Annotated in this window: 15 protein-coding genes; 2 read left to right on the top strand and 13 right to left on the bottom strand. The window is 66.2% G+C overall.

Going from position 1 to position 18,093, the window contains the following annotated elements; genetic code table 11:
- The first annotated feature begins 24 nt into the window (after positions 1 to 24).
- Positions 25 to 1,797, top strand: a complete 1,773-nt coding sequence (locus tag GWK63_RS04165) for an aminopeptidase P family protein (RefSeq protein WP_007399309.1) — start codon at positions 25 to 27, stop codon at positions 1,795 to 1,797.
- Positions 1,798 to 1,969: 172 nt separating this feature from the next.
- On the top strand, positions 1,970 to 2,998 hold the full coding sequence (locus tag GWK63_RS04160) for an isocitrate/isopropylmalate dehydrogenase family protein (protein ID WP_007399307.1): 1,029 nt from the start codon (positions 1,970 to 1,972) through the stop codon (positions 2,996 to 2,998).
- 195 nt (positions 2,999 to 3,193) lie between these two features.
- On the opposite strand, the gene uraH is transcribed toward GWK63_RS04160, so the two are convergent.
- The 13 genes from uraH to xdhA form a co-directional block, all read right to left on the bottom strand.
- Positions 3,194 to 3,550 (bottom strand): hydroxyisourate hydrolase, encoded by a 357-nt coding sequence (gene uraH / locus GWK63_RS04155; protein WP_007399306.1) that lies wholly within the window; start codon positions 3,548 to 3,550, stop codon positions 3,194 to 3,196.
- Positions 3,547 to 4,074: a 2-oxo-4-hydroxy-4-carboxy-5-ureidoimidazoline decarboxylase gene (gene uraD / locus GWK63_RS04150; RefSeq protein ID WP_039999392.1), complete on the bottom strand. Its 528-nt coding sequence runs from the start codon at positions 4,072 to 4,074 to the stop codon at positions 3,547 to 3,549. Before uraD ends, uraH begins: the two co-directional genes overlap by 4 nt.
- Positions 4,071 to 4,982 carry an allantoinase PuuE gene (gene puuE, locus GWK63_RS04145; protein WP_034931563.1) on the bottom strand — a complete coding sequence of 304 codons (912 nt, stop codon included), beginning with the start codon at positions 4,980 to 4,982 and terminating at the stop codon, positions 4,071 to 4,073. The genes uraD and puuE overlap by 4 nt, the downstream gene beginning before the upstream one ends.
- 20 nt (positions 4,983 to 5,002) lie before the next feature.
- Positions 5,003 to 6,232: a pyridoxal-phosphate-dependent aminotransferase family protein gene (locus tag GWK63_RS04140; RefSeq protein WP_007399303.1), complete on the bottom strand. Its 1,230-nt coding sequence runs from the start codon at positions 6,230 to 6,232 to the stop codon at positions 5,003 to 5,005.
- Positions 6,229 to 7,500 carry an allantoate amidohydrolase gene (locus GWK63_RS04135; RefSeq protein WP_039999451.1) on the bottom strand — a complete coding sequence of 424 codons (1,272 nt, stop codon included), beginning with the start codon at positions 7,498 to 7,500 and terminating at the stop codon, positions 6,229 to 6,231. The genes GWK63_RS04140 and GWK63_RS04135 overlap by 4 nt, the downstream gene beginning before the upstream one ends.
- Positions 7,494 to 9,086, bottom strand: coding sequence for a gamma-glutamyltransferase family protein (locus GWK63_RS04130; RefSeq protein ID WP_039999390.1), 1,593 nt, complete (start codon positions 9,084 to 9,086; stop codon positions 7,494 to 7,496). The genes GWK63_RS04135 and GWK63_RS04130 overlap by 7 nt, the downstream gene beginning before the upstream one ends.
- Complete coding sequence (locus GWK63_RS04125; RefSeq protein ID WP_034931560.1) at positions 9,086 to 10,459, bottom strand: AtzE family amidohydrolase; 1,374 nt, start codon at positions 10,457 to 10,459, stop codon at positions 9,086 to 9,088. Before GWK63_RS04125 ends, GWK63_RS04130 begins: the two co-directional genes overlap by 1 nt.
- Positions 10,456 to 10,689 (bottom strand): DUF4089 domain-containing protein, encoded by a 234-nt coding sequence (locus tag GWK63_RS04120; RefSeq protein WP_007399299.1) that lies wholly within the window; start codon positions 10,687 to 10,689, stop codon positions 10,456 to 10,458. The genes GWK63_RS04125 and GWK63_RS04120 overlap by 4 nt, the downstream gene beginning before the upstream one ends.
- Before the next feature lie 42 nt (positions 10,690 to 10,731).
- Entirely contained in the window at positions 10,732 to 12,189 is a 1,458-nt protein-coding gene (locus tag GWK63_RS04115; RefSeq protein ID WP_007399298.1) for an NAD(P)-binding domain-containing protein, read from the bottom strand.
- A 171-nt stretch (positions 12,190 to 12,360) separates the two neighbouring features.
- Positions 12,361 to 13,317 carry a LysR family transcriptional regulator gene (locus tag GWK63_RS04110; RefSeq protein WP_007399297.1) on the bottom strand — a complete coding sequence of 319 codons (957 nt, stop codon included), beginning with the start codon at positions 13,315 to 13,317 and terminating at the stop codon, positions 12,361 to 12,363.
- Between the two features lie 19 nt (positions 13,318 to 13,336).
- The gene (gene xdhC, locus GWK63_RS04105; RefSeq protein ID WP_007399296.1) at positions 13,337 to 14,170 is read right to left on the bottom strand and encodes a xanthine dehydrogenase accessory protein XdhC; all 834 of its coding nucleotides are present in this window, start codon (positions 14,168 to 14,170) and stop codon (positions 13,337 to 13,339) included.
- Positions 14,171 to 14,173: 3 nt separating this feature from the next.
- Entirely contained in the window at positions 14,174 to 16,543 is a 2,370-nt protein-coding gene (xdhB, locus tag GWK63_RS04100) for a xanthine dehydrogenase molybdopterin binding subunit (protein WP_050800739.1), read from the bottom strand.
- The gene (xdhA, locus tag GWK63_RS04095; RefSeq protein WP_050800745.1) at positions 16,536 to 18,026 is read right to left on the bottom strand and encodes a xanthine dehydrogenase small subunit; all 1,491 of its coding nucleotides are present in this window, start codon (positions 18,024 to 18,026) and stop codon (positions 16,536 to 16,538) included. The genes xdhB and xdhA overlap by 8 nt, the downstream gene beginning before the upstream one ends.
- Between the last annotated feature and the right edge of the window lie 67 nt (positions 18,027 to 18,093).

Here is an 18,093-nt window from a genome sequence, read left to right as displayed (position 1 = left end):
CACCCCCGACCAAGGATGGTTCCCATGCCCCCTGCCCCCAACCGAGCCAGCGCACTGCGTGCCGTTCTCAGCCAGATGGGCGTTGACGGTTTTATCCTGCCCCGTGGGGATGAACACCTGGGCGAATATGTCGCCCCCTGTGCCGAACGGCTGGCATGGCTGACCGGCTTTACCGGCAGTGCCGGCATAGCCGCCATCCTGCCCGACCGCGCCGCCGTGTTTTCCGACGGGCGCTACATCACCCAGATGGACCAGCAGGTGGATGCTGGCGTGTGGGAACGGCTGCATATCCGTGAAACCCCGCCGCCCGCATGGCTGGCGGCCCATGGTGCCAGCCTGCGCATCGGTTATGACCCGCGCCTGATTGGTGAAAGCGCGCTGCGCCCCTTCAGCGACGCGGGGCTGGCACTGGTTGCCCTGCCCGCCAACCCGGTGGACCGGATCTGGACCGACCGTCCCGCCGCCCCCTGCACGCCCTGCGTGCCGCAGCCCGAAGACCTGGCGGGACAGTCCAGCCACGACAAGCGCGCGGCCCTTGCGGCCAGCCTGCGCGGTGCCGGTGACAGCGCGCTGGTGCTGAGTGACCCGGCCTCCATCGCATGGCTGCTCAACATCCGGGGGCAGGACGTGCCTTACACCCCGCTCAGCCTGTCTTTTGCCATCGTGCATGACACCGGGCATGTCACGCTGCTGATCGACCCGGCCAAGCTGTCCGGTCCCACGCGCGCGTGGCTGGGGCCGGACGTGACCCTGCTGCCCCCCGATGCGCTGGAAGAGACCCTGCGTGCCCTAGCACCCGCGCGCGTGCAGGTGGACCCGACCGGCAACGCCATCTGGTTCATCCAGACGCTGGTGGATGCGGGGGCCACGGTCATCCGCAAGGAAAATCCGTGCGTGCTGCCCAAGGCGATCAAGAACCCGACCGAACAGGAGGGCAGCCGCCACGCCCACCTGCTGGATGGCGTGGCCATATGCCGCTTCCTGCACTGGCTGGAGGGGAACGCAACCCGCACCACGGAACTGGAGGCGGCAGACCGGCTTGACCGCTTCCGCGCGGCCAGCCCCGATTACCGGGGCGAGAGCTTTCCCGCCATTTCGGGTGCCGGGCCAAATGGCGCGGTCATCCACTACCGTGTCACACCTGAGACCAGCCGCGCGCTGCAGGCAAACGAAGTCTACCTGATCGACAGCGGCGGGCAGTATCCCTTCGGCACGACGGACATCACCCGCACCGTCTGGACCGGTCCTGACGTGCCCGATGCTGATATCCGCAACGCCTTCACCCGTGTCCTGCGCGGGCATATCGCGCTGGCGCGGGCGCGCTTTCCCACCGGGGTGACCGGCCACGCGCTGGACGCGCTGGCCCGTCATGCCCTGTGGGACGGGGGGCTGGACTACGACCACGGCACCGGCCACGGCATTGGCAGCTACCTGTCGGTGCATGAGGGGCCGGCGACCATCGCCCCCGTCTTCCGGCCCGTCATGCTCCGTGCCGGCATGATCCTGTCCAACGAACCGGGCTATTACCGCCCCGGCGCATTCGGCATCCGGCTGGAAAACCTGCATCTGGTACAGCCATCCCCCATTGGGGAAGCGGGGCGCACGTTCCTGGAATTCGAGGTGCTGACCCATGCCCCCTTTGACCGGCGGCTGATTGATGCAACCCTGCTGCAACCTGACGAAATTGCATGGCTGGACCGCTATCATGCGCGGGTTCTTGAAAGGATCGCCCCACAGCTTGAGAGTTCGGCACGCACATGGCTGGAAGCCGCCTGCGCGCCCCTTAACGCCGGATAATGTGACTGCAAAACCACGGCCATCGCCCCGTGGCCCGATTGTCACACGGGGCGGGGCGGCCTAGGACTTTTAACCAGTTCCGACGGGGCACCCGGCAACGAACCGGGTCCGCCAAGCCGGTGCGCATGCTGAAACGCTTTTCAGTAGCAAGCACAAAGGGAGACGTTCGAGAATGTCTACAGAAAAAACAATTCCCGCTACCCTGATTCCCGGTGATGGAATCGGGCCTGAGATTGTCCAGTCCGTTGTCGAGATCCTGGATACGGTTGGTGCGCCCTTCAAATGGGAAAAGGCCCTTGGCGGTGTCGCGGCACTTGACGCCACCGGCAGCCCGCTCCCCAAGGAAACCATCGAGAGCATCCGCCGCACCGGCCTTGCGCTGAAAGGCCCGCTGACCACCCCCGTCGGTGGCGGCTTCAAGTCCATCAACGTGACACTGCGCCAGGAGTTCGGCCTGTTTGCGAATGTCCGTCCCACAAAGACCATCGTGCCCGGCGGCCGGTTCGAGAACATCAACCTCGTCATCTTCCGCGAAAACCTTGAGGGGTATTACGCGGCGATGGAAAACTACATTCCCTATGGTGACGACCCGCATGCCATCGCCACCAGCGCGGGCTACACCACGCGCAAGGAATGCAACCGCATTGTCCGCTATGCCTTTGAATACGCGGTCAAGAACAACCGCAAGCGCGTGACCCTGGTGCACAAGGCCAACATCCTGAAGCTGCTGACCGGCCTGTTCCTGGAAGAAGGCCGCAAGGTTGCCAAGGAATATGAAGGCCGCGTGGAAGTGAACGAGCGCATCGTTGACGCCTGCGCCATGCAGCTTGTGACCGATCCGTGGCAGTATGACTGCATTGTCACCACCAACCTGTTCGGTGACATCCTGTCCGACCTGACGGCGGGCCTGGTTGGCGGCCTTGGTCTGGCGCCGGGTGCCAATATTGGCGAGAAGGCTGCCGTGTTCGAAGCCGTGCATGGCTCCGCACCCGACATTGCGGGCCAGAACAAGGCCAACCCGACCTCGCTGCTGCTGGCTGCGAACATGATGCTGGCCCATGTGGGCCGCCAGGATCTGGCTACCCGCATCGACAAGGCCATCGAGAAGGTCATCACCTCGGGCGCCGTGCGCACGGGCGACCTGGGCGGCAAGGCCAGCACGACCGACCTGACCGCAGCCCTGAAGCAGGCGCTGGTCTGATCCGGCCCTTCCCCATGGTGGCCTGACCGCCATGGGGAAGATAAAAAAGGGGCCGTGGCGCATCAAACGCCACGGCCCTTTTTGTCTATGACAGTTTTCGGGTGCTGCCTTTTTTCGGAAAGGCAGCGTTCCTTGAAGCTTTTTGAAAAAAGCTTCACCAGAAACCTTTCCCTGATTGATCGGCGTTTAAGCCGGTCAGCTTCCGCGATAGGTCGAGAACCCGTACGGCGAGACCAGAAGCGGCACATGGTAATGCCCCCCCTTTTCCCCCGCCGCTACCTGCGCCATGCCAAAGGCGATCGGCACGACATCAAGGAATGGCGGGTCGGACAGCACCACATCCTGCCCCCTGAAATAATCTGCCACCGCGAATTCCAGCCGGTAGGCCCCGGCCTGCATCGCGCCCGTCTGCTGGCCCAGTTCGGGGCAGCGGCCATCGGCATTGGTCACGCCACGGAACAGGCAGTCCTGCCCCGCCCACAGGCTGATCGCCATGCCAGCCGCAGGCCGGCCCGATACAAGGTCAAGCACATGGGTGGAAAGGGTGCTCATGCCTCCGCCTCCAGCTTTGCCAGTACATCGGTCAGGCGCAGGGCCGCAATCTTGTTGATTTCAGCCAGGGCCACCTGCTGTTCGGCAGCACTCGTGTTTTCCAGCCGGGTTTTCATGCCGTCCAGAATGCCCTGCTTGTCCGAACGCCGCACGCAGATGATGAACGGAATGCCGAATTTGGCCTGATAGGCATCATTCAGCGCGCGAAAGGTGGTGAACTCCTCCGGCGTCAGCCGGTCCAGCCCGGCGGAAGCCTGTTCGGCGGCGGATGCCGAGGTCAGGGTCGGGTCCACCCCCATGCGCTGCGCCAGTTCGGGATGCGCGCGGATCAGGGCCAGCTTCTCATCCTCGCTTGCGTGCGCCAGCTCATGCTGCATGGCGGCCAGCAGGGCCTGCGGGTCGGCAAAGGGCGCATGGGCATACGCGCGCTGGGCAATCCAGGGGGAGTGTTCGTATATCGGGCCAAACAGTTCGACAAACCGCACGGCGGAAAGGGCATTGACCCGGTCCATCACGCCGCTCATGCCGGATGCACCTGCAGCCAGTGGCGCGCGATATCAAGCCGGGTGGCCACCCATACCTTCTCCCGCGTGGCAATATAGTCCAGAAAACGCGCCACCGCCCGTGCCCGGCCCGGACGGCCCGCAACACGGCAGTGCAGGCCGACCGACATCATGCGCGGCCTGTCGGCCCCTTCCTCATACAGTTCATCGAACGTATCGCGCAGGTAGTTGAAGAACTGCTCGCCCTCGGTAAAGCCGTTCAGAGCGACGAAACGCATGTCGTTCACATCCAGCGTATAGGGCACGATCAGCTGTGCGCGGCCGTTGCTGCGGTCATAATACGGCAGGTCATCGGCATAGGAATCCGCGTCATAGACAAAGCCACCCTCCTCCGCCACCAGGCGTGCGGTATTGGGGCTGGTGCGCCCCTGGTACCAGCCCAGCGGGCGTGAGCCGGTCAGCTTTGTATGCAGCGCGATGCATTCCTGTATGTGCGCGCGCTCCACCGCTTCGGGCACATGCTGGTAATCAATCCAGCGCAGCCCGTGGGAGGCGATTTCCCACCCCGCTTCCTTCATCGCGGCCACCGCCTGCGGATTGCGCGCCATGGCGGCCGCAACCCCGAATACGGTCAGCGGCTGGTTGCGCCGGGTAAAGATGCGGTGCAGCCGCCAGAACCCGGCGCGCGAGCCGTATTCATACAGGCTTTCCATCGCAATGGCGCGTGCGCCGGGAATGGACTGCGCGCCCACCATTTCGGACAGGAACGCCTCTGACCCGCGATCACCGTGAAGGATCGAATTCTCGGCGCCCTCTTCGTAATTGATCACGAACTGGACGGCGATGCGCGCGCCGCCGGGCCATTTCGCGTCGGGCGGGTTGCCCGCATAGCCCACAAGGTCGCGCGGATAGGAAGCGGATTCAGACATGAGGGTGTGTTTCCCGGTCATCATGCACCATAAGCGGCAAGGGCTGCGTCCACACCCGCGCCCGCGACAAAGTGGTGGCCCTCGGCACGCAGTGCGGCTTCAAGCGCGCCCAGCGTGAGCAGTACCTTGGATTTTTCAGCATTATAGCCCATCGCGCCGATGCGCCAGATCCTGCCCTGCAGCGGGCCGAACGCGGTGCCGATCTCGATTTCGAAATCATTGCGCATGCGCGCCCGCACCCGCTCGCCATCCACGCTGGCGGGAATGTACACACCCGTCACGTTGGTCATGCGATGCGCATCGCTGCCAAACAGGTCCAGCCCCATGGCGCGCAGGCCCGCGCACATGGCTTTCGAGGCACTGGCATGACGGGCAAAGCGGGCTTCCAGCCCTTCTTCCACCATGATGCGCGCGGCCTCGCGCGCGGCGTACAGCATGCTGGTCGCCTCGGTATGGTGGTTGAGCCGCTTTTCGGACCAGTAATCCATGATCATGGCCAGATCGAGATAATTCGACGGGATGCGCGCGCGCACGCCATCGGTCGTATCCGCGCCACGGATGCCCGCTTCCACATGCCGGCGGGCAAAGATATGCGCCGCCGCCCGGTCGGAAATGGTGATGGGGGCGGAACCCGGCGGCCCGCCCATGCATTTCTGCAGGCCACCGCTGACCACATCGATCCCCCAGTGGTCGGTCGCAACCGCCATGCCCCCCAGGGTTGCCGTGGCATCGACATAGGACAGCACGTCATACTCGCGGCACAGTGCCCCCACGCCATCCAGCGGCTGGGCCATGGTGGTGGAGGTATCGCCATGGATGCAGGCCAGCACCTGCGGGCGATGGGTCTTGATCGCGCCTTCAATCTGCTCCAGCGTGGCCACTTCCCCCCACGGGATGTCCAGCGTTGCAATCTCGGCCCCGATACGGGTGGCAATTTCGGACAGCAGCAGGCCAAAGCGGCCCGCGCGGACGATCAGCAGCTTCATCCCCGGCTCAACCAGCGAGACGAGTGCCGCCTCGATGCCTGCGCGCGCCGTGCCATCGACCAGCATGGTCCAGCGGTTTTTGGTCATGAACACCCGGCGATAGAGGTCCATCGTCTGGTTCATGTATTCCGTCATCTCGGGATCGAACTGTCCCAGCATGTCGGCGGCCATGGCGCGCAGCACGCGCGGATGGGCGTTGACCGGCCCCGGCCCCATCAGGAGGCGGGCTGGCGGGTTGATCTGGCCGTAGAAGGTCTGCGTCATCCGGAATGTCTTTCAAGAAGTCCGATAAAGGTGATGAGGGCACGGAAGGCCGCATCGGTGTCGGCGGGTGTCACGGATTCGGCGGGATTGTGGCTGATCCCCCCCGCACAGCGGATGAACAGCATGGAAACCGGGGCCAGATGCGCCATGATCATCGCATCATGCCCCGCCCCGCTGACCAGCACGGGCGCGGGCGCGCCGGTCACGCTGCCAACCGCCTGTTCCATCAGTTCCGTCAGCCGTCCGTCACAGGGTGTCGCGTCAAGATCCTGCTGGAGGGTGATGTCCATCTCAAGCCCGCGCTGGGCACAGGTATGGCGGGCCGCCTGCAGTATGTCCGCCACCGCCTGGTCACGCCCCGCATTGCTCCCGGCGCGGACATCAAGGCTCAGCACCACCTCTCCCGGCACCACGTTGGCGGCCCCCGGCACCACGTCCAGCGAGCCAACCGTGGCCACCAGCCCGTCCGTGCCCGCGCGCCCGATCCGCTCGGCCGCCAGGATGATGTCGGCAGCCCCCGCCAGCGCATCGCGCCGCAGCGCCATGGCCACGGTACCCGCATGGCCCGCCATGCCGCGCAGGGTGATGCGGTAGCGCTGCTGGGCGGCAATGGCGCTGACCACGCCCAGCGCGCGATCCGCCGCCTCCAGCGCGGGCCCCTGTTCGATATGGGCTTCCACATAGGCCAGAATGCCGTCCCGCCTGCGTGCGGCACGGTGCATATGCCCGGCATCAAGGCCGAATTCCGCCAGCGCGCTGGCCAGCGTCGCCTCCCCCGCCCAGTCGGCCATGGCCGGGTCCGGGTCCTGCGGCACGCCCGCCACGGCGTGGGAAGTCAGCATGCCGGTGGGAAAGCGCGATCCTTCCTCATCACCAAACCCGATGACTTCCAGCGCGAAGGGAAAGCGTTTCCCCGCATGCGCGAAATGCGCCACCGTCTCGATCCCCAGAATCACACCCAGCATGCCGTCATAGAAACCGCCATCACGCACGCTGTCGATATGTGAGCCGAGCAGCACGGCCGGGGCATCAGGGACCAGCCCCTCATACCGCCCGACCAGATTGCCCGCCGCGTCCATGCGCGTGGCCATGCCCGCCTGTTCCATCCACTGCGCCAGCCGTTCGCACGTTGCGCGGTAGGATGGGCCGAGATAGGGGCGGAACAGCCCGCCCTCCATATCCGAATACGGTGCCCGGCCCAGTTCGGTGCAGCGCGCGACCGCACGCTGGCCCGAGGGGGTATCAAGCCTGTCCATCAGAATTACCATGCTGCCACACATCCATCGCTACGCGGGTCGGTCGCCCCTTCCAGCAGGCCGGACGGGTGGCGCACCAGCGCCCCCGCATGCCCCATGGTGGAGGAAAACGCCTCCACCCGTTCCATCTGGTGGCCCGCCGCCTGCATGCGGGCAATCACTTCGGGGTCGAAGCGGTCCTCGTATTTCAGGCTGACGCTTGCCTCCCCCCATGTCCGCCCCAGCAGCCAGCGCGGTGCCGTGACCGCCTGCTGCAATGGCACGCCATAGCGGGCGTAGCGGGTGAAGATGGCGGCCTGTGTCTGCGGCTGGCCCTCGCCCCCCATGGTGCCATAGACCATGGTGCGCCCGTCATCGAACCGGGCACCGGCGGGGTTAAGGGTATGGAAGGGCTTGCGACCGGGCTGCAGGCCGTTCCACCCCTGCGGGTCAAGCCCGAAGCTGGTGCCACGGTTCTGCCAGACCACGCCGGTGCGGGGCAGCACGATACCCGAACCGTATTCGAAATACAGGCTCTGGATCATGCTCACTGCCAGCCCGTCGGAATCGATCACGCCCAGCCAGACCGTATCGCCCGCCTGCGACTGCCATGGCCAAGGGGCGGCGTGGTCGGGGTCGATGGCGGCGGCCATGCGGTCCAGCGCCTTGCGGTCATCCAGGATGTCCTGCGCCTGCACGGTCATGTAGGCGGGATCGCCCACATGGGTATCACGGTAGCGGAAAGCCTGCTTGGTTGCTTCCACCAGACCATGCAGGTAATCGAAATCATCCACCTGCCCCGCCCGCAGGCGGTCAAACAGGGCCAGGATCAGCAGCGAGGCCACGCCCTGCGTGGGGGGGGCCATGTTATACAGGTCCACCCCACGGATGCGGGCATGCAGCGCGGGCTGGTGGCTGGCCCGGTGCGCCTGAAGGTCCGCCAGCGTAAGCGGGCTGCCCAGATCGGCCAGGTCGGCGGCCAGTTCACGCGCCACCGTGCCACGATAGAAGCTGTCCAGCCCCTGATCCGCCAGCTGTCGCAGCGTACCGGCAAGACGGGGGTTGTGCAGGATGTCGCCCACCTGCGGCAGGCGGCCACCGGGCATGAACTGCGCGGCAAATCCGGGCACGTCACGCAGTTCGTCCGCTTTCCGCGCGGTCAGTTCGGCGGCACTTGCGGTAACGGGCGCGCCCTGTTCGGCATAGTACAGTGCATCACGCAATATGCGCCCCAGCGGCAGGCCCGGCGCCACGGCATGGCTCCATGAAAGCGCCATGTCCCAGCCGGACACGGTACCGGCCACCGTATTGGCCGCAAACGGGCCGCGCCACGGAATGGCATCCAGCCCGGCGGCACGGTAGAAGCCCACATCGGCCCGGGCGGCGGCCGCCCCGCAGGCATCTATGGTTTCCACGCGGCCATCGGGCCACATGGTCAGCCAGAAGGCATCCCCGCCAATGCCGGTCATGTGCGGATAGACCACGGCAAGGGCCGCAGCCGTGGCGACGGCGGCCTCCAGCGCGGTGCCACCGGCCTTGAGTACATCCAGTCCCGCCTGGCTGGCCAGATGATGCGGGGATGTGACCATGCCCCGGCACGAGCGCGGCGTATTGAGCATCAGCTGTCCTTCCGCGCGTAACCCGCACCCAGCGGGCGGCAGGCCGCAAGACCCGCGCGCTGCAGTTCGGCCGCCACGGCAAACAGCCGGTCCTCGGCGCCGGGGGCGCCAACAAGCTGGATACCCAGCGGCATCCCCGCCACCGCCAGCGGCACGGCCAGGACGGGCAGGCCCGTCAGGCTGATCGGCTGGGTGAAAATACCAAGATTGGCGCGGGCCGACACGCTTTTGCCATCCACGATGATGGCGGGCTGGTCGATGCGTGGCGCAACGCCCACCGTGATGGGGGCCACCAGCACATCGGCCTGCGCCAGGGCTTCATGCACCCGGGCACGGAACCAGCGGCGGAAGCGCTGTGCCTGCACGAAGGTGGCGGCAGGCAGCATGGCCCCGGCCATAAGCCGCGAACGCGTTGCCGGATCATACTGCATGGAACGCAGGCGCAGGCGCGGCAGGTGCAGGTTGCCCCCTTCGGCCGCCGTGATCAGGAAGGCCGAGGCCCGCGCACGCGCGACTTCTGGCAGTTCGATCACCCTGTCACCGCCCAGATGCGCCATGACCGCATCAATGCCCGCCGCCATTTCAGGGCTGATGTTGCTGGCAAACCAGCCGCCCAGACGGGCAACACGCACCGACCCCACATCCGGCAGCGCCATCGGGCTCCGGTCCGCCATGATGGTATAGACGGCCTGCAGGTCCTCAACCGTGGACGCCATCGGCCCGACCACGTCAAGACTGGCCACGAACGGATAGACCCCCTGCAGCGGCACCTGCCCATAGGTGGGCTTCAGCCCCCACACCCCGCAGAGCGAGGACGGCACGCGGATCGAGCCATTGGTGTCCGACCCAAGCGCGAACGGCAGCAGCCCCGCCGCGACCGAAGCCGCCGACCCGCCCGATGAGCCACCGGCCAGGCATGCCGGGTCATGCGGGTTGCGGGTGGTGCCGGTATGCGCGTTTTCGGTGGAGAAGCCGTAGGCGAACTCATCCATGTTCAGCGTCGCCACCGGCACGGCACCCGCCGCGCGCAGGCGGGCCACCACGGCGGCATCCCGTGATGCGGGCAGGTTGTCACGCAGCACGATGGAGCCTGCGGTGGTCACTTCGCCCTGCACGTCAAACAGGTCTTTTACGCCAAAGGGCACGCCCGCCAGCGGGCCGGGGTCCCGCCCTGCCGCCACGGCCCTGTCCACGTCCTCCGCCTGCGCCACGGCGGCGGGGCCAAGAATGCGGGTCACGCTGTTGAAGCGGGTGTCCCGTGCCTCGATATCCGCGATCACGCCCGTCACGACCGAAACCGCGCTGCGCCGTCCGGCCCGCACGTCCGCCGCAATGGCAAAGGCCGCACCGCCGGGCTGCATGTCAGCGCTCATGGCGTGTACTCATAGGCGGGTTCACACGTATCGGGCAGCGCAAATCCCGCAAGCAGATCGGCATAGCCCTGCAGCAGCACGGCATTCGCCACGACGTCGGGCAGGCTGGCGGCCGGAACGGACAGCCCGATGCCCCGCGCCATGTCGGATACGGGTGGGACCTTGCGGTCATCATGTCCCCCCGCGCCGGTACCGGGCGCGGAAGGGGAAAGGCGTGCAGCGCTGCTCATCTACTCACTATCTCCCGAATGGATAAATCTACCCGGGACGCATCATGCAACAGGTGGGTCAAGACTGACCAGTTCCTGCACGTCATAGGACAGCAGACTTTCCAGGTGCTTCTGGCCATCCGCCACATAAAGGTCACGCCCCAGCCCGTGGGCCAGGCGCTCCACGCCAAAGCGCATGCCGCTGATCGAGGCCCCCGAAAGCCCCATGCTGGGCGTGGCCGAAAAGGTGAAATTGTGAATGTTCGCAAGCATTGGCGCCAATGGGTCATCCTTGCTGCGCGGCTGGAACTGATAATTGGCGCCCAGATAGGGATAGCTTTCCAGCACCGCACTTTCCGAACCCCCGGGCGCGGTGTAACGGTCCCCCCACAGCGCCACGGATGCGGCAAACGACTTCGTTTCCGGCCGGAGCGCGAGATCGGTTGCAAAGCCGGTCCCGATGATCACGAAATCGAAGCGCATCTCACCAGTGGGCGAATCGACCACGATCTCGTCGCCTTCCATGCGCACCGCCGTCCACGGGCAGCCGGTGCGGTAAGAGAAATTGGCATGGCGGCGGCAGCGCCAGAACGTATCCTGCGGCGGCGGCTGGTTCAGCTCGAATATCCGGCGCATGAAGCCCCAGCGCAGGTCATCGGACAGGGCGGGGTAATAGGCCAGGAAGCCGGTATTCTCCATCCACCGGTACGGGTTGATGGAGGGGATTTCCTTACGCCGCAGGCACAGCGTGACACTGCCCGCGCCCTCTTCCAGCGCGGTGGCCGCGTTATCGAAGGCGGACGCCCCCGCCCCCAGCACGCCGATGCGCTTACCCTTAAGCGCCGCGAAATCAATGGCTTCGGATGTGTGGGCATAGCGCGTGCGCGGCAGCCCCTCACGAATGAAATCGGGCACATTCCACGTACCACAGCCTTCAATGCCGGTGGCCAGCACCAGCTTGCGGGCATAATGCACATGCGTCGTGCCATCGGGCCGGCCAAAGGTCAGGCGCAGCAGGCCGTTTTCCCATGTAACACCCTGGAAATCATGATCATTGGCAACCGGCAGGTCCAGGATGTCGCGGTACCAGTCCAGATAGGCCTGCCACTGCCCGCGCGGGATCTTGTCCAGCTTTTCCCAGGCTTCGGCCCCGAACTGCGCCTCATACCATGAACGCGGCGTGAGCGAGGGCACGCCCAGATCGGGCCCGGTCACGTATTTGGGCGTACGCAGCGTGATCATGCGCGCAAACGTCACCCACGGGCCTTCGCCCCCCTTCGCGGCACGATCGAAGATACGGACATTGGTGATGTTGTTGCGCTTGAGGGCAAAGGCCGTGGCAAGCCCGCCCTGCCCCGCGCCGATAATGGCGACATCCAGCACGCGCCGGCCATCATGCTCGATGGCGGGAACCCATTCCCTGCGCGGGTAGCGGATGATTTCCAGATCGCGGCGCACCGCCGCGTCCAGTGCTGCAAGCCCGCCCTGTGCCCCGGTACCGGGCTGCGTGTTGGTATCCATCTGCGGGTCCCCGTCTGTTTTCAGCGTTTGATGATGCAGCCCGCATGGCGCCCCCCGGCGCCATGCGGATATCCCCCAACCGCACCATGATGGTTAAATCTAATCAAACCAGACGGTGTTCCGTCCAGTATAATGATCTGACCGTTCCGTTGCCCAAAACGCAACACAGGGTCAGACAATCCGTTCATCACCCACCCCCTGCACACGGCGCAGTTCCTGACGCAGTTCCTCGATCACGGTTTCCAGCAGTGGCGGCAGCCAGCGGGATTCGCGCACATAGGCGCCAAGGTCGGTCACCGCGCGGGTATCGCGCAGGGGCACATGGCACAGGCGTTCCTGCCCCGGCCGGGTCTCCAGCGCCAGGGGGGACTGGAACGCAAGCCCCGCCCCCGCCTGCACCATGCGGTTGGTCAGTTCGATCGATCCGGTATGCAGCACCACGTTCAGCCGGTCCTGCCACGGGCGCAGCATCGGTTCCATCACCCGGTAGAGCGAGAGCGTGCGCGTGGGCAGGATCAGGCGGTAGGCCACGCATTCCTCTACCGTAACCGTACGCAGCGCCGCCAGCGGATGGTCCGGCCGCACCACGGCCCCCACGGGAAAATGCGCCACCGCCACCCGCCGCAGTTCGGGATAGAGCGCCAGCGAGAACGCAATGCCCAGATCCACCCGCCCATCCTGCAGGGCGGAGACGATGGTCTTGGGCGACCCCACCTCCACATGCAGTTCAACAGTGGGAAACGCGCCCAGTATCCGCTCCAGCAGGGCGGGCATCAGCTGTCCCGCGATCCCTTCCACCGCCATGATGCGCAGCCGCCCGTCATGGCGGCCGGACAGGGCGTTGATCTGTTCTTCCGTCCGGGCGGCGTCCTGCATCACGGTCACGATATGCCGGGCCATGATGGTGCCCACGTCGGTCAGCACCATGCCCTCGGGCAGGCGGTCGAACAGCGGGGCGCCGATCTCGGCCTCCATCTGCGCCAGCTGCCGGGTCAGGGCGGACGGCGTGACATTGAGCCTGCGCGCCGCCTCACGGATGGAGCGGCATTCCCGCACGGCGTTGAAATACGAAATGCCGCGCGCATGCAGGCGCATCATGCGCGGGGTGCGGGAAAGCGGATCATTCATAAGGTCGTGTCATCCCCGTTTATCCTGTGCCCTCATCCTGCGCCGGATGCAGGAAACGGGTCACGATTTCCGCCGCCACCAGTGCCGCGATCACGGCGGGACGCTTGTCGCGCACGCCCCGGTCGCCTATCGGGCAGACCATGGTGGCGATCCGCGCATCGGGCAGGCCGATCTGGCGGAACCCCGCTTCAAACCGCCGGCGCTTGGTGGCCGAGCCGATCAGCCCGACATAGCGAAAATCACCCCGTTCGAGAATGGATGCAACAATCAGGCTGTCCAGCGCATGGCTCTGTGTCAGGACCAGTGCGCCGGAACCGGGGGGTGCCGTGGCCACCAGCCCTTCCCAGTCCCCATCATCATGCACCGTGACGCCGGGGGGAATGGTGGGGCCGAATTCATGCGGGCGCGAATCGCACCATGCCAGCCGCAGCGGCAGGGGGGCGAGCACATGGGCCAGCGCGCGCCCCACATGCCCGGCACCAAACAGCAGGAGCAGCGGCTGGGTACGCCGCGCCTGTTCAAGCCGGGCCAGCACGTCTTCCAGTTCATCCGCGTCGGGCAGGTCAAGCGTAAGCGTGACTTCCCCGCCGCAGCACTGGCCCGAGTTACCGCCAAGGCTTATGCGTACCTCCTGCCGCGCACCACCCGTGCGCAGCAGGGCGCGGGCCTGATGGATCGCATTCCATTCCAGATCCCCGCCACCAATCGTGCCCGACTGTTCACTGGCCGTAAGCAGCATGAAGGTCCCGGCCGCGCGCGGGGTGGAGCCACGCGCGCCAGACACGCTGACCCGTGCCACGGGCTGGCCTTCCAGCCGCCACCGCACCAGATCGGCCCGCATCTGCATGTCCATGGGTCAGGCGGCGGGCAGCGGGCCGTTGCGCATGCGTTCCACCGTGCGCAGGATCATCTCCGGCGTGGCGGGGGCATCCAGCCGCGGGCAGGTGCGGTAGCCATCAAGGCTGGCCAGCGCATCCGATATGGCCTGCAGGACCGAGACACCATGCACGAAGGGCGGCTCCCCCACCGCCTTGGAGCGGAAGATGGTGTGCTCCCGATTGGGCGCATTTTCCAGCAGGTCCACATTGAACACACGCGGACGGTCGGAACAGGCCGGGATCTTGTAGGTGCTGGGCGCGTGGGTGCGCAGGCGGCCCGCGCCATCCCATACCAGTTCCTCACATGTCAGCCAGCCCGCCCCCTGCACGAAGCCCCCCTCGATCTGGCCGATATCGAGCACCGGGTTCAGCGACTCGCCTGCATCATGCAGGATATCGACGCGCTCGATCTTCATCTCGCCCGTCAGCAGATCGACAATGACTTCGGAACAGGCGGCGCCATAGGCGAAATAATAGAATGGCCGCCCCTGCCCCGTATCCCCGTTCCACGAGATCTTGGGCGTCTTGTAAAACCCGTTGGCGGACATGGAGATGCGGGCAAAATAGGCCTGCCGCGTCAGGTGGGCGAACGCGATCACCTTCTGCCCCACATGCACGCCATCGGGCAGGAAGCGGACTTCATCCTCGCCCACGTTCCAGTGGGCGGCCGCGAATTCCACCAGCCTGCGCTTGATGCGGCGCACCGCGTCCAGCACCGCCATGCCGTTGAGGTCCGCGCCACTGGACGCAGCGGTGGCCGATGTATTGGGCACCTTGCCCGTGGTGGTGGCGGTAATGCGCACCCTGTCAGTGCCCAGCCCGAGTTCGCGCATGACCACCTGCACCATCTTGGTATGCAGGCCCTGCCCCATTTCGGTGCCGCCATGGTTCACCTGCACCGACCCATCGGTATAGACATGCACCAGCGCACCGGCCTGGTTGTAATGGGTGGCGGTGAACGAGATGCCGAACTTGACCGGTGTTATGGCAATGCCGCGCCGCAGGTGGCGGCTGCCCGCGTTGAACGCGCGGGCGGCCTCGCGCCGCTGCGCATAGTGGCAGCGCCGGGCCAGCTGGGGCAGCAGGTCGTGGGTGATCGAATCCTCCACCACCATGTTGTAGGGCGTCACGTTACGGTCATGCGTGCCGTACACGTTGCGCAGCCTGACTTCCAGCGGGTCGAGGCCGGTGGCGAAGGCCACTTCCTCGATCACGCGCTCGGCGGCAACAATGCCCTGCGGGCCGCCAAAACCGCGATAGGCGGTGTTGGACTGGGTATTGGTGCGCAGCGGCTCGGAACGCAGGCGCACATCGGGGTAGAAATAGGCGTTATCGGCATGGAACAGCGCCCGGTCGATCACCGGGCCGGACAGGTCGGCCGACCAGCCGCAGCGCGCGGCCAGCACCATGTCCACCGCCACGATCCGGCCTTCATCGGTAAAGCCGACATCATAGTCGATCACAAAGTCATGCCGCTTGCCGGTCATGGTCATGTCGTCATCACGGTCAAGGCGCATCTTGGCCGCACGGCCGGTGCGGTCGGCCACGAGGGCTGCGAGGCAGGCGCAAGCATTGGCCTGCGTTTCCTTGCCACCAAAACCGCCACCCATCCGCCGCACTTCGGTGGTGATGAGGTTGGACGGGCGGTCGAGCACGTGGGCAACCATGTGCTGGGTCTCGGTCGGGTGCTGGGTGGAGGAGATGACATGCATCTCCCCTTCCTCACCGGGGCGGGCCAGGGCGATCTGGCCTTCCAGATAGAAATGCTCCTGCCCGCCCACGGTCATGCGGCCCGACAGGCGGCGCGGCGCGTGGGCAAGGCCGGCCTGCGCATCGCCACGCTTCATTTCCATGGGCCGCCAGACCATGGGGCTACCGGCCTCACGGGCCTGCGCCACGTTCAGGATGGCGGGCAGGTCTTCATACTCGACCCGGGCCAGCCGTGCCGCCCGGCGCGCGGCCCCGCGCGTGGTGGCGGCCACGACAAACAGCGGCTGACCGTAAAACGCGACCAGATCGGTCGCCAGCAGCGGCTCATCGCCCTTGCCCACCGGGCTGATCTGGTTGTCACCGGGAATGTCGGCGGCGGTATAGACACCCACGACCCCCTCGGCCTGCCGCACGGCGCTCAGGTCCATGGACAGCACGCGGGCATGCGCGCGCGTGCTCAGGCCGGGCACAAGGTGCAGCGTGCCACGGGGTTCGGGCAGGTCATCAATATAGCTGGCGCTGCCCTGCACATGCATGGCGGCACTTTCATGCCGCAGGCTGCGTGAGGCCCCGCCGGGCACGATCGTGTCCGCCACGGCCGGGATTGCGGCGGCGGCAGGCATGTTTGCGTCAGCCATGGGCGTGTTCTCCGCGTCCGGTGCAGGCGGCCTGCACGCTGATCGGCGCGCGCGCGCCCTCCGGCCCGCAATCGGCATACAGGCGTGTCAGCAGGTTGGCGGCAACGGTGCGGCGGTACCAGTCACTCGCCCGCATGTCGGAAATGGGGGCGAAATCCATCGCCATTGCCGCGCGCGCGGCTTCCAGCGTGGGTTCATCCCATATCCGGCCGCGCATGGCCGCTTCCGTATGGCTGGCACGGCGCGGGGTGGCCGCCATGCCACCAAAGGCGATGCGGATATCGGCAATGCGGCCATCAGGCGCCAGCGTAAGCGAGAATGCCCCCAGAATGGCCGAAATGTCCTGATCGAACCGCTTGGACACCTTCCACGCCCGGATGGCCGTATCCGGCCCCGGCACGGGAATGGTGACGCCTTCCACAAACTCATCCGGCGCGCGGTCCTGTTTGCCGTAATCGATGAAGAAATCCTCCAGCGCCATGCTGCGCCGTACGTCACCACGGCGCAGGTGCAGCCGGGCACCCGCCGCGATCAGCACCGGCGGTCCGTCCCCGATGGGGGAGCCATTGGCAATGTTGCCGCATACCGTACCCGCGTTGCGGACCTGCACCGAACCGATGCGGCGGAACACCTCCTCATCCGGCTGGGGCAGCACATCGGCCAGCGCCGCGCGGGCTTCCTGCCATGTGACAGCGGCCCCGACATACAGGCCGTCCGGCCTGTGTTCGATCCGCCGCAGTTCGGGTATCTGGCCAATGGAGACGACATGCGGCAGCACGCGCAGGCCCTTGGTCACCCACAGGCCGACATCCGTCGCCCCCGCCACGATCCGGGCATCGGGGTGTTCCTGCATGGTCGCGGCCAGCCCGTCCACGGTCGCGGGAATGCTCAGGCTGCCGGTCGGGCCACTGATCTCCACAGTTGCGCCATCGCGCAGGCGTTCCAGCCTTGCTGCCATGTCCTGCGCCATGGCGTCAAAATGGTCGGGGCCGGCTTCCATGGCGTGGCGCATGGCGCGCACGATGGGCGCGTAGCCGGTGCAGCGGCACAGATTGCCCGCCAGCATGTCATCAATGCCGCGCTCGTCCTGCGCCAGCCCCGCCGCCTTGCGCCCCGCCACCATGGACATGACAAAGCCCGGCGTGCAGAACCCGCATTGCGAGCCGTGATGGTCCACCATGGCCTGCTGCACCGGGTGGAGCGTACCGTCGGGCGCGCGGATGTCCTCGATGGTCAGTACCTGCGCGCCATCAAGCATGCATACGAACTGGATGCACGCATTGACCGCGCGCCAGACCAGCCGGTCGCCTTCCAGCCGTACCACCAGCACGGTGCAGGCACCGCAATCGCCTTCGTTACAGCCTTCCTTGGTACCGGTGCGGCCCTGCTCCTCGCGCAGCCAGTCCAGCAGCGTGCGCGTGGGCGGCGTATGCGCCAGCGTGTGGCATTCGTCCCCCACATAGAAACGAATGGTGTGTCGGATCTCCGTCAACTCTGTTCCCCCCGTCATGCCGGCCACAGGACTGCCCTGCCCCCCTCAAGGCCGACAG

The sequence above is a fragment of the Komagataeibacter rhaeticus genome, from assembly GCF_011611525.1.
Lineage (GTDB): Bacteria > Pseudomonadota > Alphaproteobacteria > Acetobacterales > Acetobacteraceae > Komagataeibacter > Komagataeibacter rhaeticus.
Note: the sequence above shows the minus strand (reverse complement) of the source record. Positions and strands in the feature narration are given on the sequence as shown.